The sequence below is a fragment of the Acidipila rosea genome (genome assembly GCF_004339725.1).
In the GTDB taxonomy this organism is placed as follows: domain Bacteria; phylum Acidobacteriota; class Terriglobia; order Terriglobales; family Acidobacteriaceae; genus Acidipila; species Acidipila rosea.
Genome location: NZ_SMGK01000002.1, coordinates 442,482 through 467,430, shown reverse-complemented (window position 1 = coordinate 467,430; position 24,949 = coordinate 442,482). Strand labels below are relative to the sequence as shown.

General features: G+C 59.2%; 24 protein-coding genes. 16 read left to right on the top strand and 8 right to left on the bottom strand.

The window, feature by feature from the left end:
- Positions 1-2: 2 nt before the first annotated feature.
- The gene (locus C7378_RS07065; protein ID WP_131993947.1) at positions 3-272 is read right to left on the bottom strand and encodes an HU family DNA-binding protein; all 270 of its coding nucleotides are present in this window, start codon (positions 270-272) and stop codon (positions 3-5) included.
- A gap of 176 nt (positions 273-448) precedes the next feature.
- On the opposite strand from C7378_RS07065, the gene dcd reads away from it, so the two are divergent.
- The 10 genes from dcd to C7378_RS07015 all read left to right on the top strand — a co-directional run bounded on the left by dcd (position 449) and on the right by C7378_RS07015 (position 9,379).
- Positions 449-1,003, top strand: a complete 555-nt coding sequence (dcd, locus tag C7378_RS07060) for a dCTP deaminase (protein ID WP_131993944.1) — start codon at positions 449-451, stop codon at positions 1,001-1,003.
- Between the two features lie 43 nt (positions 1,004-1,046).
- The gene (locus C7378_RS07055) at positions 1,047-1,670 is read left to right on the top strand and encodes a LuxR C-terminal-related transcriptional regulator (RefSeq protein ID WP_165876695.1); all 624 of its coding nucleotides are present in this window, start codon (positions 1,047-1,049) and stop codon (positions 1,668-1,670) included.
- A 317-nt stretch (positions 1,671-1,987) separates the two neighbouring features.
- A complete protein-coding gene (locus C7378_RS07050; protein ID WP_131993938.1) occupies positions 1,988-2,671 on the top strand; it encodes a lipid-binding SYLF domain-containing protein in 684 nt (227 codons plus the stop codon).
- Between the two features lie 96 nt (positions 2,672-2,767).
- Positions 2,768-3,670 carry a lysophospholipid acyltransferase family protein gene (locus C7378_RS07045; protein WP_131993935.1) on the top strand — a complete coding sequence of 301 codons (903 nt, stop codon included), beginning with the start codon at positions 2,768-2,770 and terminating at the stop codon, positions 3,668-3,670.
- A 72-nt stretch (positions 3,671-3,742) separates the two neighbouring features.
- Entirely contained in the window at positions 3,743-4,744 is a 1,002-nt protein-coding gene (gene lpxD / locus C7378_RS07040; protein WP_243648119.1) for a UDP-3-O-(3-hydroxymyristoyl)glucosamine N-acyltransferase, read from the top strand.
- A 1-nt stretch (position 4,745) separates the two neighbouring features.
- The gene (locus tag C7378_RS07035; protein WP_131993932.1) at positions 4,746-5,396 is read left to right on the top strand and encodes a hypothetical protein; all 651 of its coding nucleotides are present in this window, start codon (positions 4,746-4,748) and stop codon (positions 5,394-5,396) included.
- Positions 5,380-6,186 (top strand): ABC transporter ATP-binding protein, encoded by an 807-nt coding sequence (locus C7378_RS07030; protein ID WP_243648118.1) that lies wholly within the window; start codon positions 5,380-5,382, stop codon positions 6,184-6,186. Before C7378_RS07035 ends, C7378_RS07030 begins: the two co-directional genes overlap by 17 nt.
- 95 nt (positions 6,187-6,281) lie before the next feature.
- On the top strand, positions 6,282-6,695 hold the full coding sequence (locus tag C7378_RS07025) for a lipocalin-like domain-containing protein (RefSeq protein WP_131993929.1): 414 nt from the start codon (positions 6,282-6,284) through the stop codon (positions 6,693-6,695).
- Between the two features lie 9 nt (positions 6,696-6,704).
- Entirely contained in the window at positions 6,705-8,351 is a 1,647-nt protein-coding gene (locus tag C7378_RS07020; RefSeq protein ID WP_131993926.1) for an NAD+ synthase, read from the top strand.
- A 41-nt stretch (positions 8,352-8,392) separates the two neighbouring features.
- Positions 8,393-9,379, top strand: coding sequence for a thioredoxin domain-containing protein (locus C7378_RS07015; protein WP_131993924.1), 987 nt, complete (start codon positions 8,393-8,395; stop codon positions 9,377-9,379).
- Positions 9,380-9,445: 66 nt separating this feature from the next.
- Here C7378_RS07015 and C7378_RS07010 read toward each other — a convergent pair whose 3' ends face one another.
- The 5 genes from C7378_RS07010 to uxaC form a co-directional block, all read right to left on the bottom strand.
- On the bottom strand, positions 9,446-10,219 hold the full coding sequence (locus tag C7378_RS07010; protein WP_131993921.1) for an SDR family NAD(P)-dependent oxidoreductase: 774 nt from the start codon (positions 10,217-10,219) through the stop codon (positions 9,446-9,448).
- Positions 10,220-10,231: 12 nt separating this feature from the next.
- Positions 10,232-11,509 (bottom strand): tagaturonate epimerase family protein, encoded by a 1,278-nt coding sequence (locus C7378_RS07005; protein ID WP_131993918.1) that lies wholly within the window; start codon positions 11,507-11,509, stop codon positions 10,232-10,234.
- Between the two features lie 24 nt (positions 11,510-11,533).
- The gene (locus tag C7378_RS07000) at positions 11,534-12,808 is read right to left on the bottom strand and encodes a nickel-dependent putative hexonate epimerase (RefSeq protein ID WP_131993915.1); all 1,275 of its coding nucleotides are present in this window, start codon (positions 12,806-12,808) and stop codon (positions 11,534-11,536) included.
- Between the two features lie 93 nt (positions 12,809-12,901).
- Positions 12,902-14,203 carry an MFS transporter gene (locus C7378_RS06995; protein WP_131993912.1) on the bottom strand — a complete coding sequence of 434 codons (1,302 nt, stop codon included), beginning with the start codon at positions 14,201-14,203 and terminating at the stop codon, positions 12,902-12,904.
- Between the two features lie 78 nt (positions 14,204-14,281).
- Positions 14,282-15,670 (bottom strand): glucuronate isomerase, encoded by a 1,389-nt coding sequence (gene uxaC / locus C7378_RS06990; RefSeq protein WP_131995560.1) that lies wholly within the window; start codon positions 15,668-15,670, stop codon positions 14,282-14,284.
- 191 nt (positions 15,671-15,861) lie between these two features.
- Between uxaC and C7378_RS06985 the strand changes: the two genes are divergently transcribed.
- Complete coding sequence (locus C7378_RS06985) at positions 15,862-16,632, top strand: FadR/GntR family transcriptional regulator (RefSeq protein WP_131993909.1); 771 nt, start codon at positions 15,862-15,864, stop codon at positions 16,630-16,632.
- Here the strand turns inward: C7378_RS06985 and C7378_RS17650 are convergent.
- Both C7378_RS17650 and C7378_RS06975 read right to left on the bottom strand, forming a co-directional pair.
- Positions 16,622-18,967, bottom strand: a complete 2,346-nt coding sequence (locus tag C7378_RS17650; RefSeq protein ID WP_165876694.1) for a pectinesterase family protein — start codon at positions 18,965-18,967, stop codon at positions 16,622-16,624. The two genes, C7378_RS06985 and C7378_RS17650, sit on opposite strands and share 11 nt — an antisense overlap.
- Positions 18,968-19,100: 133 nt before the next feature.
- Positions 19,101-20,042: a tetratricopeptide repeat protein gene (locus C7378_RS06975; protein WP_131993907.1), complete on the bottom strand. Its 942-nt coding sequence runs from the start codon at positions 20,040-20,042 to the stop codon at positions 19,101-19,103.
- Between the two features lie 108 nt (positions 20,043-20,150).
- On the opposite strand from C7378_RS06975, the gene C7378_RS06970 reads away from it, so the two are divergent.
- The 5 genes from C7378_RS06970 (at position 20,151) to C7378_RS06950 (ending at position 24,926) form a co-directional block, all read left to right on the top strand.
- The gene (locus C7378_RS06970; protein WP_131993904.1) at positions 20,151-21,311 is read left to right on the top strand and encodes an MFS transporter; all 1,161 of its coding nucleotides are present in this window, start codon (positions 20,151-20,153) and stop codon (positions 21,309-21,311) included.
- Between the two features lie 10 nt (positions 21,312-21,321).
- Positions 21,322-22,401 (top strand): M24 family metallopeptidase, encoded by a 1,080-nt coding sequence (locus C7378_RS06965; protein ID WP_341539128.1) that lies wholly within the window; start codon positions 21,322-21,324, stop codon positions 22,399-22,401.
- Positions 22,402-22,427: 26 nt separating this feature from the next.
- Positions 22,428-22,943 (top strand): acetyl-CoA carboxylase biotin carboxyl carrier protein, encoded by a 516-nt coding sequence (gene accB / locus C7378_RS06960; RefSeq protein ID WP_131993901.1) that lies wholly within the window; start codon positions 22,428-22,430, stop codon positions 22,941-22,943.
- A gap of 2 nt (positions 22,944-22,945) precedes the next feature.
- On the top strand, positions 22,946-24,301 hold the full coding sequence (gene accC, locus C7378_RS06955) for an acetyl-CoA carboxylase biotin carboxylase subunit (RefSeq protein ID WP_131993898.1): 1,356 nt from the start codon (positions 22,946-22,948) through the stop codon (positions 24,299-24,301).
- A gap of 379 nt (positions 24,302-24,680) precedes the next feature.
- Positions 24,681-24,926, top strand: a complete 246-nt coding sequence (locus C7378_RS06950) for a hypothetical protein (RefSeq protein WP_131993895.1) — start codon at positions 24,681-24,683, stop codon at positions 24,924-24,926.
- The last annotated feature ends 23 nt before the right edge of the window (positions 24,927-24,949 follow it).

The window sequence follows — 24,949 nt, the reverse complement described above, 5'->3', positions numbered from 1 at the left end:
TATTAGTCCAGCAGGTGAAGTTCTTTGCCTGGCTTGAAGCGGACAGCCTTGCCCGGAAGAATATTGACTTCGGTTCCGGTGCGGGGATTGCGGCCGATGCCAGTCTTGCGCGGACGTACATTGAAGACGCCAAAGCCGCGTAACTCAATACGGTCGCCCTGGGCAAGAGCTTTCTTCAGGCCTTCAAACACAGTATCGACGGCTGCCTCCGCCTTGTTGCGCGGGAGCCCGGTGCGCTCGATGACGTGGTGAATAATATCCTGTTTAATCAAAGCCTTAACCCCCTAAGCTGATTTTTTACATGCAGTTAGCAGGACTGCTTTGAATGCTAAGCTGTGAGTGATCCGTTGTCAACGTAGACAGCGCTTTGTAAGATGCAGATTCCACACTACAAATTTCTGGAAGGAGTAAATTTCTTTTCAGGAAAGAATCAGCGGGACATAGACAGATGTCAATTAAGAGTGATCGTTGGATTAGAGAGCAGGCACTGAAGAACGGGATGATCTCCCCCTTCAGCGAGAAGCAGGTAAAAGAGGGAGTCGTCTCCTACGGTCTCTCTTCTTATGGATACGATCTCAGGGTTTCCGATGAGTTCAAGATCTTTACTAACGTCAATAGCGCCATCATCGACCCGAAAAACTTTGATGAGCGCTCGTTTGTGACGGTGCAGGCGGAATCGGTGATCGTGCCGCCGAACTCCTTCGCGCTGGCGCGATCGGTGGAGTACTTTAGGATTCCGCGCGACGTCCTGACCATTTGCGTGGGCAAATCAACCTATGCGCGATGTGGCATTATCGTAAACGTCACGCCGTTTGAGCCGGAGTGGGAGGGATTCGTAACACTGGAGATCTCCAACACAACTCCGCTGCCAGCACGCGTTTATGCGAACGAAGGGCTCTGTCAGATTCTCTTTTTCCAGTCCGATGAGGTCTGCGAGGTAAGTTATGCAGACCGTCGAGGCAAATACCAGAAGCAACAGGGCATCGTATTGCCCAAGCTATGAGATGAATACCACGGGCCAAGAGCGGAGCCAGGAACGGACAAGAATGGGCCTGCTGTTGCAGGAACCCATACGCCTGGTGGGGCTTTGCGCTGTGCTCGACGGAGTTCCGTGGATCGAAGCGGTTCCAGTAGGCCTGAGGGAAGGCGTAGAGGACAAATCCCTGGCCCTGTTGCTGCTGTGCATGGTGGATAGGATGGAAGCCTTCCGCCAGTTGCGGGAGATTCGCATCCGGCGTCCCGAGCTCAAGGTCATCGCAATGTGCGCGGAGACGAGCGAAGAGACGATGATCCGCGCCATCTCCGCGGGAGCAAAGGGATTTCTGGGCGAGTCGGCCAGTCCTGATCAGCTGATGCAGTGCATCGAAGTGATGATGAGCGGGTCGATCTGGGCTCCGCGCAAGGTGCTCGCCCATGTAATTGAGCAGGCCTTGTCCGTACGGGGAGATACCTATCCTCCGACACGGCCGCCGCTTACCCAGCGTGAACAGGAAGTGGTGCGGCTGTTGGCCGCGGCGCGCAGCAACCGCGAGATAGCCAAAAAACTCGGCATCGAAGAGCGAACGGTAAAAGCGCACATGGCAAAGCTGATGCGCAAGGCCGGAGTGGAAAATCGCACGGCGCTGACGATGCAGTTGGCGCGATGGGCACATAAGGGGCCAACTGGATGAATCTGGCACATTTTTACCTTTAGGTCATAGACATTAGTAACCTTGCGCCATGGTAACTAAAAGGGTAGAAAGTAATCAGCAACAACGCAGATCTGGGGAACGGGGCTAGAGGAACCGCAGGCAACTGCTAACCATAGCCCCCATTTTTTTGTCCGGAAACGGCGTTTCAACCCTTCCGATAATTCCTGCATCTCATTGTTTGACAACGAGTCAATGCGAAGATGAAGATAAGCTTCGCTTAACTGCGGAAAGGGTGGGAGAGGAAGTCTGCTACCTTTTCTGAACTTTCGTTGAAGACATGTACGACCAGGAGAACCATGAAAAAATTCTTAGCCTTATTGTGCGCAGCAGGATTGTCGATGCCGGTGTTTGCGGCGGATGTCAAGACAGACATTTCTAACCGTCTGGATGCGGCAAAGGCCACGTTAGACGCGATTATGAAGACGCCAGATCAGGCGATTCCCAACAACATCATGCAGCAGGCTACTTGCGTGGCAGTGGTGCCGGGCCTCAAGAAGGCGGCATTCATCGTGGGTGGGGAGTATGGACAGGGCGTCGTGACCTGCCGCACGGGCCACGGATGGAGTGGACCGGCATTCATCAAGATGACGGGTGGTTCGTTCGGCTTCCAGATCGGCGGCTCCGGTACGGATCTGGTCCTGGTGGCGATGAACCAGAAGGGTATGCAGGATCTTCTGCAGAGCAAGTTCAAGATTGGCGGCAACGTGGCAGCAGCAGCAGGCCCGGTTGGTCGCTCCTCGAGCGCTTCCACTGACTGGAAGCTGAACTCTGAGTTGCTGTCTTATTCGCGCAGCAAGGGTCTCTTTGCCGGTGTCGACCTCAGCGGCGTAGCGGTTACCCAGAATGAAGACGATACGACCACGTTCTATGGCGCACCGCACACGTTCGAGCAGATTCTGAAGGGAAATGTGATGCCGCCTCCGGCAGCACGGCCCTTTGTTCGCACGGTTGCCAAGTACTTCATGAGCACCCAGAAGTAACGTAGCTCAGCAATACAGGAAGCGCGGCCCGGCTGAATTGCCGGGCCGCATTTCTTTTGCCGCGCCTTGGGCAATTTACACTGATGCAGTTAAACGATGCGGGAAAAGCTGGAGTATTGGTTTGTCTGGTTGCTGGTGCGCGGTCTTGGACTGCTGCCGCGGCCATTGGCGCGAAGAGTTGGGGCAGGGATTGGCCGGGTAGCTTATGTCGCGCTGCCGCGCCTGCGGAGAGTTGGCGAGCGCAACCTTACGCTGGCGTGGCCGGAGATGACGGCAGCCGAGCGAATCCGCCTGCTGCGGGAACTCTATCGAAGTCTCGGCTGGCTGCTGGCTGAGTTCTGCCTGATGAGGCGCTATACGCCGGATAGCACGCAGAAATTCATCCGTTATGAGGGTCTGGAGAACTACCTGGCCGCCCGCGAGGAGGGCCGGGGGGTGCTCATCATTACCGGCCACTTGGGTGCGTGGGAGCTTTCAAGCTTTTACCACTCGCTGATGGGATACCCGATGAGCATGGTGATCCGAAGGTTGGACAATGCGCGGGTGGACCGCTTCGTGAACAGCATTCGCTGTCTCCATGGGAACCGGGTGCTGCATAAGGACGATTTCGCGCGGGGATTGATTGCCGCCATGCGGCGCGGGGAATCGGTAGGCATCCTGATGGATACGAACATGACGCCGCCTCAGGGAGTGTTTGTGCCGTTCTTCGGCAGGCCTGCCTGCACAGCCTCCGGGCTGGCGCGGGTGGCGCAAAAGACAGGAGCGGCGGTTCTGCCGGGATTTCTGCTCTGGGAAGAGACGGAGAAGAAATATGTCCTGCACTTCGGCGAGCGAGTCGAGCTGGCGAATACCGGCGACGCTGAGGCCGATGCTGTGACCAATACGGCGCGGTTCACGGCGGCAATCGAGAGTTACATCCGGAAGTATCCCAGCCAGTGGCTGTGGGTGCACCGGCGGTGGAAGACCCGTCCCGAGGGCGAGCCGCCGGTCTACAGTTGAGCCACCGTGGCCGGACTTCTCCTGCTGGAAATTCAGCATAACTGCAGTAACGGAAGTTAGACTGAAAGCGCCATGATGCTGCTGAGTGAACTTGCACACAAGTTGGGAGCGGAACTGCGCGGCGCGGATGCGCCGGTGGTGAGGGTGGATGGCGCGGCGGGCGCTGGGCCCGAATCGATTGTCTTCGCGGGAGACGCTGCGGCGCTTCAGCCGGCCCTCGAGTCGCGTGCTGGGGCGGTCATTGTTTCCCCGGCGCTCGCTGAGCAGTCAGCCACTCCGAAGACTCTCTTGATCACCAGAAATCCCAAGCTGGCATTTGCGCGGGCAGCAAGCCTGCTGGCGGTCGAGCGGCCCGCGACCGGAGTTCATCCGGCGGCGGTGATTGCGCCCGGCGCAGTGCTCGGCGAAAACGTCTCCGTCGCAGCCTGCGCGGTGATCGAGAGCGGCGTCCGGGTAGGCGCGGGAACGGTGATCGGCAGCGGCGCGGTGATTGGAGAAGGCGTGGCCGTGGGCGAACGCTGTCATATCCATCCCCGGGTGGTGATTTATGCCGGGGCCGTGCTTGGGGACAGGGTGACTGTGCATGCAGGGGCTGTACTTGGCGCCGACGGCTTCGGCTACGTGCGCGATGCGGCGACGGGGGAGTATACGCAGTTTCCGCAGCAGGGGCGGCTGGTGATCGAGGACGATGTAGAGATTGGCGCCAACACCACCATCGACCGGGGGGCGCTGGAGGAGACGCGCATTGGCCGTGGGGTGAAGATCGACAACCAGGTGCACCTGGGGCATAACGTTCGCGTTGGCCGCAATGTGGTCATTGCCGCGCAGACCGGCATCTCAGGGTCATGCGTCATTGGCGAGGGCGCGGTGATCGGTGGACAGGTGGGGATGGGCGATCACGTGGAGATTGGCCCGGGCGTGATCCTCGGGTCGAGCGCGGGAGTGCTGCCGCACAAGAACCTGCGCGGGCCGGGTATGGTGTTCTGGGGCGTCCCGGCCAAGCCGCTGAAGCAGTATCTGCGCGAGCTGGCGATGATCGGGCGGCTGGGCAAAAAGAAGCAGAGCGAGGAATAGGATGGCGATAGTCGTGGTTGGCGGTCACTCGCGCAATATCGGGAAGACCTCCGTCGTAGCGGGGCTGATTGCGCGTCTGCCGGAATACCACTGGACAGCCTTCAAGATCACGCAGTACGGGCACGGATTCTGCACGGCGGACGGCGCGCCATGCGACTGCCAGACGGACGACCACACCATGGCGGTGAGCCAGGAGCGCGATGCAGCAAGCGGAACGGACAGCAGCCGGTATCTCGCGGCGGGCGCAGCGCGTTCGCTATGGGTGAGGACGCGGACAGGAATGCTGGCCGAGGCGATGCCTCGGATTCGTCGCGAGCTGCAGCAGGCGGAGAACGCGATTATCGAATCGAACAGTATCCTGCGCTTTCTGAAGCCCGACCTCTATCTCTCGGTTCTGGATGCAGGGACGGCGGACTTCAAGGAGTCCGCCCGGCTCTTTCTGGATCGGGCGGATGCGCTGCTGGTGCATGGCGGCGGTCTAGCTCCGCAATGGAAGGGCGTCTCGGCGAAGCTGATCGAGGGCAAGCCTGTTTTTGATGTCACACCGCCTGACTACCTACCAGATGAAGCGGTGAGGTTTGTAGCGGGGCGGCTTGCAGCAGCATCCATTAAGCTGAAACAGGAGAGCGAGACGGTTGAGCAGCGTTCCTGAGACGATCGAGATCAACCGGGAGGCGCCCAGCGACGAGCGCAAACCCTATATCGCTTTTGAGCATGTGCGCAAAAGCTTCGGCGACCTGTGCGTGCTTGACGATGTGAGTTTCTTTGTTTATCCCGGGGAGACGCTTTGTATCCTGGGGCGCAGCGGCGTCGGCAAGTCGGTTTCGCTGCAGCAGATTATGGGCTTCCTGAAGCCGGATTCGGGCAAGATTATTGTTGCGGACGAGGATATCTGCGGCTACACAGAGGCGCAGATGCAGGTGCTGCGGCGGAAGGTCACGATGGTCTTCCAGAATGGGGCGCTCTTCGATTCGCTGACGGTGGGGGAGAATGTAGCGTTTCCGCTGCGGGAGCGGAAGGAGTTGCTCGATGATCAGATTCAGCAGATCGTCTCCGGGCTGCTGGAGATGGTGGGAGTGGCCGATACGGCTGACCTGCTGCCGTCTGATCTGCCGGTGGGCATGAAGCGCTCCGTGGCGATTGCGCGGGCGCTGTCGGCCCAGCCGGAGGCGATTCTCTACGATGAGCCGACCACCATGGTCGACCCGCTGATTTCGCATCTGCTGGGCGACCTGATCCAGAAGTTGAAGAAGCAGTTGAAGCTGACGAGCATTGTGGTGACGCACGATATGAGGTTTGCGGAGCGGCTGGCGGACAGAGTGCTGTTTCTGCACCAGGCAAAGGCGCATTTCTTCGGCACAATGCAGGAAATGAAAGAGTCGCAGGACGAGATTATCCGGCAGTTTCTGGAGCTGGATGCGCTGGTGCTGCCGAAGGTTTGAAAGGAGCTGCGCGTTTGGCGGCTTTCCCTGCTTGTCCATTAGAAAATGTGGAGTGGCAGGGATTTAATTTTTAAGGGAACGGGTTCGGGAAGAGAGTGAGAGCGGAATTATTTATTGGAACATGGCGGCTGGTGGAGTATTGCTTTCTTCATGCTGATGGCATGGTTGAAAAGCCGTGGGGGGACGAGGTTTTCGGCTACCTGCTCTACTCCGCTGAAGGCTACATGAGCGGGAACCTGAGTCCGGCGATCAACCGGCGCGCGGCGCTGAAGACGGCAGCGCGCAAGGTGAAGGGCACGCGCGATTACATTGCCTACTCAGGCCGCTACACGGTCGAGGGCGGCACGGTGACCCATCATGTCGAGGTGAGCCTTTTCCCGAATTGGGTGGGGCTGCCGCAGGTCCGCTTTTACTCCCTGACGGAAGATACGCTGGTGCTGCAGACGCCGCCAATCGAGTCTGATAAGGGAATGGTCACGGCGCAGCTGACATGGAAGCGGGTTCGGTAGACTGAAGGAGTGAAGATAGCGCTCGCACAGATCAACCCGACCATCGGCGACTTTGCCGGAAACAAGAAAAAGATCATCGACTATGCGCGGCAGGCCGCTGAGCGTGGAGCGGAGCTGGCGCTGTTCCCGGAACTCGCGGTGTGTGGCTATCCGCCTGCAGACCTGCTGGAGAAGCCCTCCTTTGTGGCTCGTGCTCGTGAGACGGTCGAGGAGATTGCAACGGCTACCGCGTCGCTGGGAATCGCCGTCATCTGCGGCTACGTAACGCCAGCCCACGAGGGAACGGGCAAGCATGTGATGAACTCGGCGGCACTGCTCCGCGACGGCAGGATTGAATTCGTGCAGTCGAAGATGCTGTTGCCTTTCTATGACGTCTTCGACGAGCAGCGTTACTTCGCCGCGGCTGACAGGCAGCAGCTCTTTGACCTGGGTGGCGAGCGGGTCGCTCTGACGATCTGCGAAGATGCATGGAATGACAAGAGCTTCTGGAAGAACCGTCTGTACAGGGTCGACCCTGTTGAGGAACTGATGCACTACGGCGGGACGGTGATCCTGAACATCTCCGCCTCGCCGTATTGGGTGGGCAAGCGCAAGACGCGCCTCAGCATGCTTGCGGCGATTGCGCGGCGGCATCGGCAGCCCGTGCTGATGGTGAACCAGGTAGGAGGCAATGACAGCCTGGTCTTTGACGGATCAAGCCTTGCGGTGGGGCCGAACGGCGAAGTGCTGGCGCAGGCCAGATCGTTTGAAGAAGACCTGGTGATGGTGGACACAAGCGCGCTGACCGGCGACGTGCGCGAGCTGCCCGAAGCGGGCGACGACGCGACCTATCGCGCGCTGGTGCTGGGTACCCGGGATTATGTAAGGAAGTGCGGATTCTCAAAAGCGCTGATCGGGCTGAGTGGCGGGATTGATTCCGCGCTGGTTGCGGCGATTGCTGTGGATGCGCTGGGTGCGGAGAATGTGACCTGCGTGGGGATGCCGAGTCCTTATTCCTCCCAGGGATCGATTGACGACAGCCGGCGCCTGGCGGCTACGCTGGGCGTGCAGTTTGAAGTGCTGCCGATCAGCGAGCTCTTCGAGGATTTCAACCACACGCTTGCGCCGGTGTTTGCGGGGCTCAAGCCGGATATTACGGAAGAGAATATCCAATCGCGCATACGCGGCACACTGCTGATGGCGATGTCCAACAAATTCAACGCACTGGTGCTGACCACGGGCAATAAGAGCGAGATGTCGACGGGCTATTGCACGCTTTACGGCGACATGGTGGGTGCTCTGGCCGTGATCGGGGATGTGGTGAAGACGCGGGTGTACTCAATTTGCCGCTGGCTGAATCGCGACAGGGAACTGATCCCGGTGGCGATCCTCGAGAAGGCTCCCTCGGCCGAGTTGCGGCCGGGACAGAAAGACACCGACTCGCTGCCGCCGTATGAGGTGATGGATCCGATTATCGAGGCTTATGTAGAGCGGTATGAAACTCCTGAGGAGATTGCCGGGAAACAGGGAGTGGACCTGGCGCTGGTGCAGAAGGTCGTCAGGCTGATCGAGCGCAGCGAATATAAGCGGCAACAGGCTGCGCCGGTTTTGAAGGTGACGGCCAAGGCTTTCGGCATGGGCAGGCGTTTTCCCATCGCTGTCAAGGTTGAGGTATAGCATAGAAGGTCAGAAAGACTGCCAAGGCAGGAAGGATATCAATGGATTTTCGCGTAACTCTTCGCAGCACAATTGCGGTGGCGCTCCTCAGCGCTGCTGCTCCCCTCGCATTTGCCCAGGCCACCAGCACCACGGAGAGCGTGCCTGCTGCGCCTGCCCAGGGTACACCCGCACCCGCCGCGCCTGCTGCGCCGAAGTTTCCGACGCCCGACCCCAAGAACTTTACAGCCGCACAGCCAACGAAAGAGGTCGTGGATGCTTTCCTGAAGGCATCCTGGGGATACGATCCTCAGCGGGTATGGCAGGTGGAGGCCATCGAGAAGACGCCGGCTCCGGGAATCAGCAAGGTTGTCGTGTACGTCGCATCGCAGCAGAATGCCCAGCAAGTTGCCACGCTGGTGTTTTTTGTAACGCCGGACGGCCAGCATCTGATCTCAAACGATGTGCTGCCCTTTGGCGCGCATCCCTACCAGGAAGCGCGGCAGATGCTGCAGGCTCAGGCCAATGGCCCATCCAAGGGAGGCGCGAGCAAGGATGTGGAGCTGGTCGAGTTTGCGGATTTCCAGTGCCCGCACTGCAAGGAAGCGCAGCCGACGATTGCTCGGCTGCTGACGGATTTCCCCAACGCTCACTTTGTTTTCCAGAACTATCCCCTGGAAGGCATTCATCCTGAGGCCTTCAAGGCAGCAGCGTTCGGCACTTGCGTAGCGAAGCTGAATGGCAACGACGCATTCTTCAAGTATGCCGATGCTACCTTTGAAAATCAGGCAAACCTGACGCCTACGGGCGCCGAACAGGCGCTCTCAGACGCGGTCACCAAGGCCGGTGCCGATCCCTCGAAGGTGGCGGCCTGTGCGGCGACGCCTGAGACCAAGGCTGCGGTAGAAGGCTCGGTGAAGCTGGCGCAGAGTCTGGATGTGAATCAGACGCCGTGGCTGTTCATCAACGGGCGAGGGTTGCCGGTCAATGCAGTGCCCTACGCTACGCTCAAGCAGATCGTGGCTTACCAGATGCAGCTCGACAAATAACGGAAGGGCAAATAGAAAAAGCGGGATGACGGGGTTTCCCCCTGTCATCCCGCTTTTTCGTTGGGGCTATTGATTCACGCCGCTCGCGAGGAATCCACCGTCAACGGTAAGCACCTGGCCGGTAACAAACGATGCGGCGTCGGAGGCCAGATAGACCGCGGCTCCCACAACTTCTTCGGTCTTGCCAAAGCGTCCCATGGGCGTGCGCATCAGCAGCTCCTTGCCGCGAGGGGTGCTGTCGAGCAGCTCGGCGTTGAGGGCGGTGCGGAAGACACCGGGGGCGATGGCGTTGACGATGACGCCGTGGCGCGACCACTCGACGGCAAGGGAGCGGGTGAGCGCCGCTACACCGGCCTTGCTAGCCGCGTAGGCCGCCACCTCAGACAGCGAGACAAAAGTATTGAGCGAGGCGATGTTGATGATGCGGCCGTAGCCACGGTCAAGCATGTGCTTACCGAAGATCTGGCACGCGCGCAGGGTGCCGGTGAGGTTGGTGTCGAGGATGTCCTGCCAGACATCTTCAGGAAAAGTGAGCGTGGGTGCGCGCTTGATTTTGCCTGCGCAGTTGATGAGGATGTCCACTTTATTAAAGGTTTGCAGCGACTGCGCCAGCAGCGCTTCGAGCGAGGCGCGGTCTGCCACGTCGGAGGTGATGCGTGCGGTGCGACGGCCGATGGATTCAATCGCAGAGGCGGTCTCATCGACCTGCTCTTTGCGACGGGCTGTGGCGATAACGTCAGCGCCTGCCTCGGCGAGGCCTAAGGAGAGTGCGCGGCCGATGCCGGAGGTTCCACCGATGACGACTGCCGTTTTGCCTTCAAGACTCATGAGCGATTGCATGTTTTGCATTCCTTACCTGGTGAAGGCCGGCAGACCGAGAAAGACCGGCGCGATGTGTCGAGTGTAGAGATTGTCGGTTACGTTCTTCGCGATGACCGGCTCATTCTCAGAGAGCAGGTTGAGATAGGCGTTGCCCATTTTCGCTGCGACCTTGAATCCTACATGAAGGAGCTGCCGGAAGCTGCTGTTATAGGCGGCAGAGCGCGGATCGTGACGCAGCGCCGAAGTGTACTGTTCGGAAGACCAGCCGTTGACTTCTTCAGGCGATGGCAGCTGCGCAGGATGAATGTCGATGACAGTGGCGTAAGGTGCGCAGAGCTCTTCACGGTGAGCATAGGCTTCGGCGTAGATCTCTTTAGCCACGACCAGGGCTTCACCCCCTGACTCGGCGAGACCAATCAGCTCTTCCAGCCAGGTAGTGCCTGCGGTCTTCAGGTGAACACCGGCGCCAGTTCTCTTGAGCGTGTCGTGGATCGGCTTGTAGATGGAGAACTTGTCGCTGCCGGAGTGGACGCTCAGCTTGAGATTCTCCGGCAAGCCGTAGTGCTTGACTGCATAGGCAATCACCGCAATGTCGAGGCTGAATTCCCGTTCGAACTGCCCTACATCGCCGACGTAATCGACACCCTTGTTGAAGCGTCCCGTGAACTTCGGTGCAATGGTCTGGATGGGAATCTTTTCGTCGGCGATGGCGGCGAGGATGATGAGCAGCTCCGATGGCGTCTGCGGACTGTCCGTTTCGTCCATGGAGACCTCAGTGATGAAGGCGCCTGCGCCCTTGCTCGCTTCGATCTTGCGGTAAATCTGCCCGGCCTGCTCAACGGCGGCAAGATACTTTGCGGCCGTGCTTCTCAAATAGCCAGCCGAGATGCTGAGCGGCTCGGCAATGCCCTCGACTTTAACCGGCTCGTGCAGTTCGGGATGACCGGCGATGAAGGCATCGATATTCAACGGCTCGGCAGGAGTGCCGATAGCATCCGCTACGTCGATGGTGTAGAAGTCACATGGCGCGAGGAAGCGGTCGACGGTGGTGAGGTTGATATGGTCGGCATCGCAGTGGTAGGGCCTGGTCCAGTGAAGCGCCTTGACGGCGGCATCGGCAGCGGCGCGTGTCGCTGCTGGTTCTGAGCCGATGATATTGTGCTCGCGGTTGGACTTGTTCCAGACGGGAATGACCTCGACGCCGGCCTTGCCCGCCTCGATGCAGGCCTGAAGCTGCGCCTTCGCCTGATGCGCGAATCTGTCGCCAACGCCGATCGAATACTTTGCCAACCGCAGACTGCCGCTCATTGCTTCCTCCGCATTGATTAGTTGTTAAGAATCGAACCTGCCCCGATAGGCCCAGAGGCCAAGGCCGGGATTTGAGATATAGAAGATGTCTTCGCCATCCACCGTGTTGTAGCCGTCGCGCAACTTTGCCGGATCGTAGCGACTGCTCATGGTGCTGAGATCCGCGTAAGCAAAGCCGACGCTCTCGATCTCTTCCCTGGTCAGATGGCCGGGGCAATAGATGATCTTGAAACGACCCTCGGACGAGCCATGGATCAGGTGCGCAGCTGCGCCGAGACCTGCGGCCAGCTCTGGATGCTGCTCAACCGCAGCCAGTGTTGCGGGGGTGCCGTGGTAGCCGTATTGGCGAATGAGACGGTCAATCCCAGGGTCTTCGCCAAACTCCTTGACGCCGGGGGCGAGGATGATGAGCTCGGCGTTGTCGGCCAGTGCCATCCGGGTGCGATAGACGGCCTTGTTGCCCAGCCAGGTGCTCTTGAACTCAAGCGGGTCAAGGTAGACGACTGCCTTGGTGAGCGGCTGGTCGAGCATCTGAAAGTTGACCTTGAGGCTGAGCTCAGAGGCGCGCAGGAAGCACTCTACATCGTCGCCGATGAAGAGACCGCGCACGGCCAGACGGCCATTGGCGGCGCGGCCAACCACAGTGAGTACGTAGACGATCGGCAGATGGTTGAGGAACTTTTCAGCGGCATGGTTGAGCACATGGCGGACAGGATTCTCCGCACGCCCCATGATGCGCTCCATGCCATACACGGCGCCGAGATAATGGCTGCGATCAATGCCATCGCGTCCGCCTGTCCCGATGAGAATGTTCTTGGTGTAATTGGCCATGCCGATGACTTCATGAGGCACGACCTGGCCTATCGAAAGGATCAGATCAAAACCGCCCTCGACGAGGAGCTTGTTGACCTGCGCCGGCCATTCATAATTGAGCTTGCCCTCCGACTGCTGGTGAATGAACTCAGGCGGCAGGGTGCCGAGCGTGGTGATGTCTGTGCGCCAGTTGTGAGCATGAAAGAGCTCGTGCGGTATCGAGCCGTACATGCGGTCAAGCTGCGAAGGCGACATGGCAGTGTGAGTGCCAAGAGCCGGCAGAACAGCTTTGAGCCGATCGCCGAAGTGGTCGTAGGCAATCTGGGTGAGTTCTCCAGCGCGGGAGTGAAGGCGCGTCTGGTCGGGAGGGATGGCGAGCACCCGCTTGCGTTCGCCAATCTTTCCAAAGGCCTCAGTAAGCAAAGCCCTGAGGTCTGCAGAGGAGAGGTCAGTCTCCGGGGTTCCGGTGCTGAGATAGAGGCTCATGAGTTTATCGTACTGCTGTTAGATGCGGCGCAAGTGGTATGACCACCTAAGACCATAGACGCATCCGTGCGAACTCGTCAATGGCCCTGAAAATTAAAGAGGATCTTCGATCTTCCTGAACCCGGGGGCCATGGTGCGCAGCACCAGAAGCGCAACCAGATAGGCGCTGGCAGAAACGGCAAAAAGCGGAGCGTAGGAGTGCATCAGCTGCAGCACCCAACCCGCGCTGAGCGAAAAGAGTACGCCCCCGATAGAGCCGGCCATGCCGCCGATGCCTACAACCGTGCCCACGGCCCGCTGCGGGAACATGTCCGAAGCAGTCGTGAAAAGATTGGCCGACCATCCCTGGTGAGCAGCAGCAGCAAGGCTCAGAAGGCCGATGGCCATCCATTCAGAGTGGGTACGGCTGGCGAAGAAAATAGGCGTGATGATGCAGGCGCAAAAGAGCATCGTCGTGAATCGTGCGCCAGGCATCGTGAGACCGCGGCGGTTGAGCAGCGCCGGAAGCCATCCACCGCCAACGCTGCCTACCGCAGAGATGTTGTAGACGATGATGAGAGGCAGACCCAGATGGCTGAGGCCGAGGTGAAAGCGGCTATCGAAAAATTTGGGCAGCCAGTAGAGATAAAACCACCAGATGGGATCGGTCAGGAACTTGGCAATGGAGAAGGCCCAGGTCTGCCGGTAGGTGATCAGCTTTTTCCAGGGGATTGTAGCTGCGACCGAAATTGGTTCGCTCTGGATGTAATGAAGCTCACTCTGGCTGATCTTGGGGCTGTCCGCAGGCTTGCGATAGTGCGTGACCCACCAGGCTATCCAGGTGAGGCTGAAGATGCCGGTGGTGAGAAAGGCCGCCTGCCAGCCAAACTTGATCGTGATCCACGGGATGATGGCGGGAGCGAGAATAGCTCCGACATTAGCGCCGGAGTTAAAGATGCCCGTGGCCAGAGAGCGCTCACTCTGAGGAAACCACTCGGCGGTTGTTTTGATAGCGGCAGGGAAGTTGCCGGACTCACCGAGCCCGAGAAAGAAGCGTGCGATGCCGAAGCCAAGGGCGGTGCGAGCGAGCGCATGAGCCATGGCCGCGGCGCTCCAGAGGCCCATGATGATGGCGTATCCGATGCGGGAGCCGAGCTTGTCGACCATGCGGCCAGCCAGCACCAGACCGAGCGCATAGGCTACCTGGAAGCCGCTGATGATGTAACCGTACTGGGCCTCTGTCCAGCCGATGCTGTGCTGCAGGGTCGAGGCAAGGATGCCGAGCACCTGGCGATCCATGTAGTTGATGGAGGTCGCGCAGAAGAGCATGGCGCAGACCGTCCAGCGAAGGTGCGTGGTGCGTTCGCTGGTGGCGCCGGAGCCGGTCTGCTGCGAAGAAAGGCCGGTTGGTGTCATTGAGGTTTTCTGCCTTCCTTCGCGCGCGGAAATCGGTGTCGGAATGTTTCTACTTAGGTGGTCAAACCTCTGTCAAGGCTAGAGCCGGTAGGCCCGGCGCACAAGTTCACTGGTGAGTTCGCGTGCCACCTCGAAGGCTTCGTCTTCGTCGAGCCGATGGTCAGCGACCAGTCCCGCGAGATAAGCCGCATCGATGCGGCGTGCGACGTCGTGACGCGCAGGAATCGAGAGGAACGCCCGCGTGTCGTCGTTGAAACCCACCGTGTTGTAGAAGCCGGCGGTCTCAGTGACAAGCTGCCGGAAGCGCATCATGCCCTCCGGACTATCGTGGAACCACCAGGGCGGCCCCAGCTTGAGGCACGGATAGTGGCCCGCCAGCGGGGCGAGTTCTCGGCTGTACGTTGACTCGTCGAGCGTGAAGAGAATGATCGAAAGCCCTGGTTCGTTGCCGAAGCGGTCGAGCATTGGTTTGAGCGCATGGACGTAGTTGGTCGGCGTGGGAATATCTGCGCCCGTGTCGCGACCGAAACGCTCATAAACGAGGCGGTTGTGATTACGCGAGCTGCCCGGGTGAATCTGCATGACCAGACCGTCTTCAACGCTCATGCGCGCCATCTCGGTAAGCATCTGCGCGCGGAAGAGTTCATGCGCGGCATCGTCTGCGTTGCCGGAGAAAACGCGAGCGTACAGAGCGGAGGCTTCAGCAGGAGAGAGGTCGGCCGTTTGTGCTGTGGGGTGGCCGTGATCGGTGGCGGTGCAGCCAAGCTGCTTGAACCGCTGCCGCGACTTGCGAAGGGCGTTGAGATACCCCGTCCAGGAGGAGGTATCTTCGCCAGTTACTTCGCCGAGGGTGACCAGATTCTGATGGAAGTTTGCATACCCGGCGTCCACCACGGAGTCAGGACGGAACGTGGGCAGAATGCGGGCTTTCCAGCCGGAGTCTCGGACGGCTTCGTGCCAGGAGAGCGAGTCCAGCGGGGAATCCGTGGTGGCGAGCACCTCCAGGTTGAAGCGCTCGTAGAGCGCGCGCGGACGGAACTCGGGCGTCGACAGTTTTTCTGAGATGACATCGTAGTAGTGATCCGCGGTCCTGGCGGAGAGCCGGTGGCTTAAACCGAACAGCTCCTGAAAAGCATAGTCGAGCCACATGCGGGTGGGCGTGGCGCGGAAGAGATAGTAGTGCTCGGCAAAGATGCGCCAGACCTTGCGTGAGTCGGGGATCGTCTCCTGACCGACGCCGAGGTCCTCCAGAGAGACACCCTGGCTGTAGAGCATCCGGTAGACGTAATGGTCAGGCTGGATGAAGAGCTTCGCCGGGTCCGGGAAAGGCTCATTCTCAGCGAACCATCGCGCCTGCGTGTGGCCGTGGGGGCTGATGATAGGCAGCCCGGCAATTGAATCGTAAAGACGGCGCGCAATGCTGCGAGTTTCTGCGCTGGCGGGGAAAAGACGGTCTTCATGGAGAATCGTCACGGTTCTAATTTACTCTCCGGAGTGTGTGGCGAACATCGTGAAGTGTGAGGTCAGACCACTGAGCAACAGTCTAGCCTAGAGAAAGGGAGAGGCGTCAAGAGCCTATGCGAATCTTTCGCAGCATACTGCGTCGACGAGTGCTAAGCTCGCAGTGCTGATTCTTTTCCTCTTCCATGAGTAGCGAAATGAGCAAAGATCCTGAGCTTGTAAACGACGAAGTCCACCTGACAACCCAGGTGGTGAACCATATTCGCACCCTGATCGAGAATGGGTCTCTGCGCGCGGGTGACAAGATTCCGCCGGAGAGGGAGTTTGCCAAGGACCTGAAGATCAGTCGGGCCAGCCTGCGGGCGGGAATCGGCTACCTGGCGGCGATGGGAGTGCTGAATGTCCGGCACGGAGTCGGCACCTTTGTCGCCGATGGACCGCCCGTGGTGAGCAAGTCTTCGCTGAGCCTGATGGGTGTCCTTCACGGATTCAAGCCGTGGCAGCTGTTCGAGGCGCGGTTGATTCTCGAAGGGAGCCTAGCAGCGCTGGCTGCAGAGCGCGGCAAGGAAGAACATCACAGCGCGCTGGCCGAGGAGGTCGCGGAGATGTATGCGACGGTCAGCGATCCGCATGAGTACCTGATCCACGATGTTCGTTTCCACCGGACGATCGCAGAGGCGAGCGGCAACCCGATTCTGGCGTCGCTGATGGAGACCATCACCGGGACGCTCTATGACGAACGTCGCAAGACAGTTGAGCGCTCGCGGGATCTGAAGCAGTCGGCGGAGATGCACCGCGAGATTTATCGCGCGATTCGGGCTAAGAAGGCAGTCGAGGCTCGCGACGCGATGGAGCGCCACCTGCGCATGGCGGAGACGGCGCAGGTGAACGAGCGGGCGATGATGAGCAGCAAACGCGCCCAGCAGAAGCCGCGCCGGAGCAAGATGGCGGAGGCGGCTAAGGCTTAGCCGCAGGCTGCCAGCCATCGGCTCCGCGCAGGTAGGTTTGCGGAGAGAACTGCTCCGCCTGCTGGGCCGAGAGCATATGCACGTGGGGGTCTCGCTCGCCTGGATGAGCGCCGGCGCCACTGGAGATGTATTCGGCATAGTAGACAGTCTCAAGCCGATGTGTTTCGCCTGGATGCCACTCGCGCCAGCCTGCGGCGTTGATGTGCACGCCCATCTCCGTATTCAGAAAAATGACAGTCGCATCATCCCGCCAGGGGCGGCCCAGGTAGACGTTTGTTGTGCCCGGATCTGCAGTCAGCGTGCAGTGGTCAAAGACAAAGCCGGAATCTTCGCCGGGGTAATGTTTTGCCTGCGCGGTGATGAAGCCCTCAGAGTGGGGCGTGCTGTGGATTTCACAGTGATCGAAGACGGCCTTGCCGTCCCCAAAGATGAAGTCCACATTTCCTGCGATGTAGCAATGAGAAAAGAACTGTCGCGCCGGAGTGCAGGGGCTGCCGTCGGGCGTGCAGTTGCGGCTGCCTGTGTAGAGGGTGTCCTGATTGCCAAGGAGACGTACGTTCCGAAAGACGGCGCGGTCGCCGCGCACCAGCAGGGCCAGCGCCTGTGAGCCCTGGGGTATCTGTTCATGTGTCTTGTTGAAGTCGTTCTCGAAGGTGATGTTCTCCGCGAGAAAGTTGTCGCCGCTCACATTGACTGTGGCCGAATGCAGCGTGCCGCCTGAAGTCCCGGCGCTGCGATCGTTCACAATGACTGTCCTGCTCGCATCGGGATTGGCGCTCCTGAGGGTGATGTGGGGTTTGTTGACGTTAAGCACCTCCCGATAGGTTCCCGGCGCGACGAGAACTAATGCTCCGCCTGTTTCCGGTGCGGCTTCGATGGCTTTCTCGACGGAGTAGAAGTCGCCCGTACCGTCGGCGGCAACGTAGAGCGTTTTGTCCTCAGGCTGCACGGTTTGCGCCGCCTCTGGTGCCGTGGAGAGATCAGGAAACGGAACAAACTGACAGGCTGGTGCGCTGCCGGGGGAGGCCGTTCCTGTGACCGTTACATTCTTGCCTGCGGGTCTCAGATTTCCGGATCCAGAGATCGTGATGTCGGCATCGGCGGCAGTAAATTTCGATTGATCCTGCGCATCGGCAAATACATCGTGGAGCGTGATGCCGAGTTTGTGGGTAGCATCGAGGCCTAGGAATGTGTAAGCGCCGGGGCTGAGAATGTTGACGTCGTTGAGAGTGATATCCCGGTAGACAGGCAGACGATCACCGGAAAAAGTAGTGTAGAGCGGCGTAAACACCAGCGGATTTTTCGTGTTGCGGATGCAGACATGCTGGTAGGTGACATCGCTGACGAGGCCGCCGCGGCTGCGGTCTGACTTGATGCGGATTCCATTATCCGCACCGTCGATGGTGAGATTGCGCACCAGGATATGGCTGACGCCGCCGTCCGTTCCACTGCCGATGGACATGCCGTGACCGGTGTAGAAGTGGTTGTCGAGGATGGACATGTTCGTTGCCGGGCCTGCTTTGCCTGACTTGATGGCGACGTTGTCGTCACCGGTGTGGATATATGTATGGGTGATGGTCACATTCGTTGATGAGCCCGGATCGATTCCATCCGTATTGCGCGCAGTCTTAGGCGTCATGATCCTGACACCCCAGGCAGTAAAGCCGTTGGTCCGATTGACGGCCACATGGAAGTTGGGGGAATTGCGCAGGGTGATGCGATAGAGCGTGAAGTTGTCGGAGTGTTCTACAACGATAAGCCGCATGCAGCTCTGCTGTTTGTCCGTAATCTTGGCAGTGTGCGCGAGATCCCACCATGTCACACTCTGGCCGAGGAGCGTGGCGCCGCCTCTGCCGTCGATTGAGCCATCGCCCATGATGCCACTGCCCGGGGCATTGTTGACGGTGATGAGCGGCTTACAGCCGTGGCCGCGCTCGTTGACCACGCCGCAGCTGCCGGGCGTGAGATCGTAGTCGCGCGGGTTGCGTGAGGCGAAGATGGCGGCCTTCGCCTCTACGTCGAGGGTGACGCCAGCTTTGAGCGTGAGCGGACCGCTGAGGAAGACGAAACGAGCGCCATCCGCGCGAAGCTTGACGGCCTTGCCGGGGGCGCAATGGTCAATTGCCAGTTGGATTCTGGCAGTATCTTCGCGTTGTTCATCGGCTGGGCTCAACTGGCCGGCTGGAGCGGCGAGCTTCGCTCTTAAGACCGTGCAGGCGGGTGGAATATGCGGTTCAGTGACATGACGGGTGTCTTGCGCGCAGGCGGATAGCGCAAAGGAAAAGGCGAGGGCGAGGAGAGTGGTTTTGAGCATGGTCATGTAGGCGAGTGGCATGACCACTCGGGAGACTACTCTAACTCATTGCATGCGTCGGCGGTCAAGAGTAAAGGGAAATATGGATAAAGTAAGGGAAAAGTCGGGGATATACGATTGGCGGACTCGCCTGCCGTCCCATCGTGGTCTTACCTCATTGCGTCTGCGGGGAGGAGTGGGTGCCATTGAGAGAGGCGGCGGTGGCGAACTCGGCCTTGGCCTTCTCTGTCTCGCCTTCATGCCGGTAAACCTGGCCGAGCTGGAAATGAGTAGCAGCGACCCCGGGTGAAAGCTGGATGGCTGTTTCGAGTTCAGCCTGTGCCTTGCGGTACTGAGCCTGGGCGAGATAGAGGCGGCCCAGTTGCGTATGAATCTGGGGGTCGTGCGGCGAAATGGTGTTGGCCTGCGTAAGTAAGGGGAGCGCTTCGTCATACTTCTCGCGCTCGATGAGAATGATTGAGAGGTTCAGCAAAGGCTGTTCGCTGGGATGGGCGGAGTTCTGCTGCCAGGCAATGGCTGTGCGGTAGGCGGCGACCGCCTTATCCTCTTCGTTGAGTCCCTCGTAGGTCAGGCCGAGGTTATTTTCCGCGCGCACATCGCGGGGAGCAAGCTCCAGCGCCTTTTCAAAACAGCTTTGAGCGTCGTGAAATTTGTTGTCCGTATATTTGATGCGGCCAAGACTGTACCAGGCATTTTCGTCAAGGGGATTGCCTTTGACCGATTGTGTGATCCACTTGTCAGCGTCCGGATAGTCGTTGAGAAGCACATAATCGAGCCCAACGTTGAGGAGGTCAGACGGGCTGGGGGTGCGGAGCTTCGCCGCTTCGGTGTAGGCCGTCAGCGATTCCTTCGGCTTGTCTTCTCTGAAGAGCGTGTCGGCGAGCAGGTATTTGGCTTCGGCTGAAAGCGGGTGGGTCGCCACGTAAGTACGGAGTGCGGGTTCGGCCTGCGCAAACCTGGCCTCGTCGAGTAACTGATGGATGGCCGCGAGGTCGGAGTCCTGGGGAGACGGGGACGAGGGGAGTTGCGCAGAGAGCGTCTGCGCCGCTGCGAAGACTAGAATCGTAGACACCGTGCGATGGAAGCGGGTAAACATCTTCGAGTATTGTAGAGTCCACGGTGCCCGGAAAGCAGCTGGGCGGCAGCTCGCCGATCCTATGGCGCTGCCGGGAAGGCCGCGGAACACCAGATTCAGACCCTGCCGATGCAGATAACCCAGGAACCTATCTCAGAGAGAGTAGAGCGTGGCCGGCAGGCGATTCTGCTGCTGCACTTCGGCTTCTTTCTATCGGGACTGGCGACGGCGCTCCCCGGAGCTCTCATTCCAATTTTCACCCGGCAGTGGCTCCTGTCGGACGCCTATGCTGGCACGCTTGTGGCTATGCAGTTCCTGACTTCGGCGATGGGTGCGGTCCTCGTAGCCCATCGTCGGGTGAAGACGGTCAGACTTGGCTACCTGCTTGCCGGTGCAGGCTTCATGCTGCTGAGCCTGGACAGCAGGGCGATGGCGTCAGCAGCTTTTGCCGCGATCGGCGGCGGCATCGGACTGGCGATGACCTCAACCAGCCTGCTTATTTCCGAGGTCTACCCCACCCGACGCGGCGGCGCGCTTTCACTGCTCAACTTCAGCTGGGGGGTGGGCGCTATGCTTGCGCCGGCTCTGGTGAGGGTGCTGTCAGTGCATGGAGCGATCAGGTCAATGTTTCTCACGTTGGCCGTGCTCTTCGCGCTTTCGCTGGTGTTGTCCATGCGCCTGCTGCACGGAATGCAGGGAAATGCGTCGCGAAGGGTACAGTCCGCGAGCGACACTTCGCTGCGCGCCTATTTCGCGATGATGCTGTTTCTCTATGTTGGAATTGAAAGCAGCATCGGGAACTGGGTTACGGAGTTTGCGGAACGCTCGTCCGTTGGCCATCACGCTTGGATCGCGCCTTATGTTGCCTCTCTGTTCTGGGGAGCGCTGCTGATGGGCCGTGCCCTGGCGCCGGTGGTGCTGCGGGCTACGAGCGAGTTTGTCCTGCATGTCTCGGCCAGCGCAGCAGCGGTCGTCGCGGTCGTGTCGCTGCGGCTGGCGGGAAGTTACAGTGGGATCGCCGCAGCGGCGATCGTTGCCGGCTTTGCGCTTGCGCCCGTTTTCCCATTGGGAGTCTCGGCGGTGGTCAGCCGCAGCAACGGGCGAAGCCGGCTCGGATGGGTATTTGCCTTCGCCGGCTTTGGGGGCGCGGTCTTCACGTGGCTCGAAGGGCAGCTCTCTACCAGCCTTCATTCGCTGCGCTCATCCTTTACGCTTTCGGCGATTGGCGCTATGGCGATGCTGCTCATGACGGCGGTGTATCCGTGGGTGTGGAGAAGGCCGCGAAAATGATACAACTGCAATGATGGATCACGTTGCAAGGCTACGCGCACTGCGCAGAAAAATGAGCGAGCAGAAGGTGGAAGCGATGCTGATTACAGCGCTCCCCGATGTTCGATACCTATGCGGGTTTACCGGCTCGAACGCCGCGCTGGTGGTGACCGGCAGGCGCGCGACCCTTTATACAGACGGCCGCTACACGACGCAGGCGAAGGAAGAGACCAGTGGCGCACGAGTGGTGATCGCCGCTAAATCTGCATTGAAGGAAGCCTGCACGGCGCTGGGAAAGCTCGGCGTGAGCCACGCGTTTTTTGACCCGTCCAGCACGACCGTCGCACAGCTTGCTGTGATGAAGAAGGAGGTGCGAGGAGGCTTTTTCGTCCCTGCGAAGCGCGCCTTGGTCGGGGAGCTGCGGGAGCGGAAGGATACCGCTGAAATCGCACTGATGGAGAGGGCGGCGCAGCTTGGCTGTGATGTTTTCGACAAGCTGCTGCCGAAGATCGAGAGCGGCGTCTCAGAGATGGAGATAGCGGCAGAGTTGGAATACCTGGCACGGAAAATGGGTGCAGAGGCGATGTCCTTTGAGACGATCGTCGCATCGGGCAGCCGCTCGGCACTCCCACATGGACGTGCGACAGAGCAGAAGCTTCCGGCGAACGGCTTCATTACGTTAGACTTCGGTGTTATCCTCAATGGTTACTGCTCGGATATGACGCGCACAGTTCATCTGGGTGAGGTCAGCCGGGCTGAGCGTGAAGCTTACGACGCTGTCCTCGAGGCGCAGCAGGCTGGAGTCAGTGCCGTGAAGCCGGGCGCCACGTGCGACGAGGTGGATGAGGCGGCTCGCAGCGTGCTGAAGGCCGCAGGGCTGGCAAAGTTCTTTACCCACTCCACGGGGCACGGCGTGGGGCTGGAGATACACGAAACACCCCGGCTGGCGCAGGGGCAGCGGCAGGTTCTTGAGCCAGGCATGGTCGTTACCATCGAGCCCGGAATTTATATTGCGGGCAGGTACGGCATCCGCATCGAAGATATGGTGCTGGTTACAGAAGACGGCGGCAGGATTCTGACGCCAGCTTCAAAAGCGCTGATTGAGTTGTAGAGCAGTCGGGCACGAGTGAGAAGAGAATGAATCCGGAAGAGATCAAAGAGTTAAAAGAACTCATCGAGTTCCTCAAAGACAACAACATAGGCGAATTCGACCTGGAGCGGGGCGATTTGAAGGTGCGCCTGAAGTTCGCGCAGCAGCAGGGCGCGGTCGACATGCCCGCGTTGAGTGCCAATCTCAGCCATCTGCTGGCTGCCTCGCAGGCACACCAGATGACTGCTGCTCCTGCGCATTCCCACGTTGCGCCTGCGGCGACCCCTTCACCAGCAGAGACTGCGGCCAGCGAAGACGCCGGACTCCATATCGTCAAGTCGCCCATTGTCGGCACGTTCTACGAGTCGCCTTCTCCCGGCACGGCCGCCTTCGTGAAGGCCGGTGACCAGATTGAAAATGGCCAGGTGCTGTGCATTGTCGAAGCGATGAAGCTCATGAATGAGATAGAGGCCGACGTCGCGGGTGAAGTGGTCAGGCGTCTGGTGCAGAATGGCCAGCCAGTCGAGTACGGTCAGCCTCTCTTCGCGGTGCGGCCAAGGTAATTATGCTTCGTAAAGTCCTCATCGCCAACCGTGGCGAAATCGCCCTGCGCGTCATTTGCGCCTGCAAGGAACTCGGCATCCGCACCGTCGCTGTCTACAGCGAAGCGGATCGCAACTCACTGCATGTTCGCTTCGCCGATGAAGCGATCTGCATTGGACCGCCGCGTTCGGCAGAGAGCTACCTGAACGTTCCGGCCGTCATCAGCGCTGCGGAGATTGCAGACGTGGATGCGATCCATCCCGGCTATGGGCTGCTGAGCGAGAATGCAAATTTCGCAGAAGTGTGCCGCGCGTCGAACATCAAGTTTATTGGACCGCCGCCTGAAGTGACGCGACTGATGGGCGAAAAAGAAAAAGCGCGCATGGCTATGAAGAAGGCCAAGGTGCCGATTCTGCCTGGCTCAGAAGGAGTCATCCAGAGCGAGGGTGAGGCGATCGAGTGGGCTCGCACAGTGGGCTTTCCGGTGATCCTCAAGGCTTCAGCTGGCGGGGGTGGGCGCGGCATGCGCGTTATCCGTTCCGAAGCGGAGCTGCCTGGACTGTTTCAGGCTGCGCACACGGAGGCTGCCAATGCCTTCGGCAACGGCGATCTCTACATGGAGAAATTTATCGAGCGGCCCCGGCACATTGAGTTCCAGGTGCTGGCGGATGAGCACGGCAACGTGCTTTCGCTCGGCGAGCGCGAGTGCTCGATTCAGCGGCGCCACCAGAAGCTGATCGAGGAGTCGCCCTCCTTGCAGGTGACGCCCAAGATGCGCGAGGAGATAGGCAAGACGCTGAAGCGCTCTCTTGAGCATGTGGGTTATCAGAATGCGGGAACCGTCGAGTTCCTGATGGATGAAGATGGCAAGCTCTACTTCATCGAGATGAATACGCGCATCCAGGTGGAGCACCCTGTCACGGAGATGGTGACGGGCATTGACCTGGTAAAGGCGCAGCTTCGAATTGCATCCGGCGAAAAGCTATCCAGCATCCTGACCGAGCCTCTTACTGTGCGTGGCCATGCTATCGAGTGCCGAATCAATGCAGAGCATCCCGAGAAGTTTACCCCCTCTGCCGGTAAGATTACGGCGTTCAATATTCCGGGGGGAAATGGAGTTCGCGTGGATACGGCGCAGTATGCCGAGGGAGTGGTGCCGCCCTACTACGACTCCTTGATTGCGAAGCTTATCGTCCACGGAAAGAACCGGGAAGAGGCGATGAACCGGATGCAGCGGGCGTTGGATATGTTCGTCGTAGAGGGGATTCATACTACGATTCCTTTGCACAGACGCATCTTTGCCGATGCAGAATTTCGTTCCGGGGACTTCGATACGAAATTCATGGAGCGGTTTTTTGAACGCTCGCAACCGGGCTAGAAGACAAACGGGCTTTTCTGATGTAACCTGAAATCACGAAACCTATTCGCGAGATCGCGGCTAACTCACTTGTTTCCAATGGCTTTGTTCGTCTAACGGGGAGATGAACGGCTTGTTATAAAAAAAAATATTTCACTGATAAGATATTTTTTGCTAACCTTTGAGTGCTTTCTGCTATCAATGAACAGAGAACTTTTTCCCGTGGGTTGCTAACCCGCTCTACCGGATAGAAAAATCGTAGATGAATCGCTTCCTTCCAAGTCGACATGGTATACGAATGCTCTCAGCGGCATTCATCCTGTTGGGAGTGACGGTTTTCTTCTGGGGCCTGCGGTATAAGCTTTCCTTGTACGATCCCCCGCAAGCCTCTTCACATCACATGACAGCTGCCAAGCTGTTGACAGATCGTGAACGAGATAAAGCTCCCAGCGTGCAACGCCCGGAGAGTCATCCTCCCGTACCCGAGATTCCGGCACAGTCCTTTGTTGCGCTGTTGAGTCTGATTGCGACGATTGCAATGATGGTGCGGTTCCGGAACTGGCAGGCTTCGGAGTCCCTCGTCCCTCAGAAGTCCTATCTCCGCGTTACGCCCCTGTTTCACCGTCCTCCGCCTACCCGTCTCTAAAAATCTCTTCAGATATCTGGCGC

Coding starts and splice junctions, on each gene's coding strand:
- C7378_RS07015 (WP_131993924.1), top strand. CDS start 8,393: ATGGATTTTCGCGTAACTCTTCGCAGCACAATTGCGGTGGCGCTCCTC.
- C7378_RS07000 (WP_131993915.1), bottom strand. CDS start 12,808: ATGAGCCTCTATCTCAGCACCGGAACCCCGGAGACTGACCTCTCCTCT.
- C7378_RS07010 (WP_131993921.1), bottom strand. CDS start 10,219: ATGCAATCGCTCATGAGTCTTGAAGGCAAAACGGCAGTCGTCATCGGT.
- C7378_RS07045 (WP_131993935.1), top strand. CDS start 2,768: ATGCGGGAAAAGCTGGAGTATTGGTTTGTCTGGTTGCTGGTGCGCGGT.
- dcd (WP_131993944.1), top strand. CDS start 449: ATGTCAATTAAGAGTGATCGTTGGATTAGAGAGCAGGCACTGAAGAAC.
- accC (WP_131993898.1), top strand. CDS start 22,946: ATGCTTCGTAAAGTCCTCATCGCCAACCGTGGCGAAATCGCCCTGCGC.
- C7378_RS07005 (WP_131993918.1), bottom strand. CDS start 11,509: ATGAGCGGCAGTCTGCGGTTGGCAAAGTATTCGATCGGCGTTGGCGAC.
- C7378_RS07035 (WP_131993932.1), top strand. CDS start 4,746: ATGGCGATAGTCGTGGTTGGCGGTCACTCGCGCAATATCGGGAAGACC.
- lpxD (WP_243648119.1), top strand. CDS start 3,743: ATGATGCTGCTGAGTGAACTTGCACACAAGTTGGGAGCGGAACTGCGC.
- C7378_RS06975 (WP_131993907.1), bottom strand. CDS start 20,042: ATGTTTACCCGCTTCCATCGCACGGTGTCTACGATTCTAGTCTTCGCA.
- accB (WP_131993901.1), top strand. CDS start 22,428: ATGAATCCGGAAGAGATCAAAGAGTTAAAAGAACTCATCGAGTTCCTC.
- C7378_RS06995 (WP_131993912.1), bottom strand. CDS start 14,203: ATGACACCAACCGGCCTTTCTTCGCAGCAGACCGGCTCCGGCGCCACC.
- C7378_RS07055 (WP_165876695.1), top strand. CDS start 1,047: ATGGGCCTGCTGTTGCAGGAACCCATACGCCTGGTGGGGCTTTGCGCT.
- C7378_RS07050 (WP_131993938.1), top strand. CDS start 1,988: ATGAAAAAATTCTTAGCCTTATTGTGCGCAGCAGGATTGTCGATGCCG.
- C7378_RS06965 (WP_341539128.1), top strand. CDS start 21,322: ATGATGGATCACGTTGCAAGGCTACGCGCACTGCGCAGAAAAATGAGC.
- C7378_RS06985 (WP_131993909.1), top strand. CDS start 15,862: ATGAGCAAAGATCCTGAGCTTGTAAACGACGAAGTCCACCTGACAACC.
- C7378_RS06970 (WP_131993904.1), top strand. CDS start 20,151: ATGCAGATAACCCAGGAACCTATCTCAGAGAGAGTAGAGCGTGGCCGG.
- C7378_RS06950 (WP_131993895.1), top strand. CDS start 24,681: ATGACAGCTGCCAAGCTGTTGACAGATCGTGAACGAGATAAAGCTCCC.
- C7378_RS17650 (WP_165876694.1), bottom strand. CDS start 18,967: ATGCCACTCGCCTACATGACCATGCTCAAAACCACTCTCCTCGCCCTC.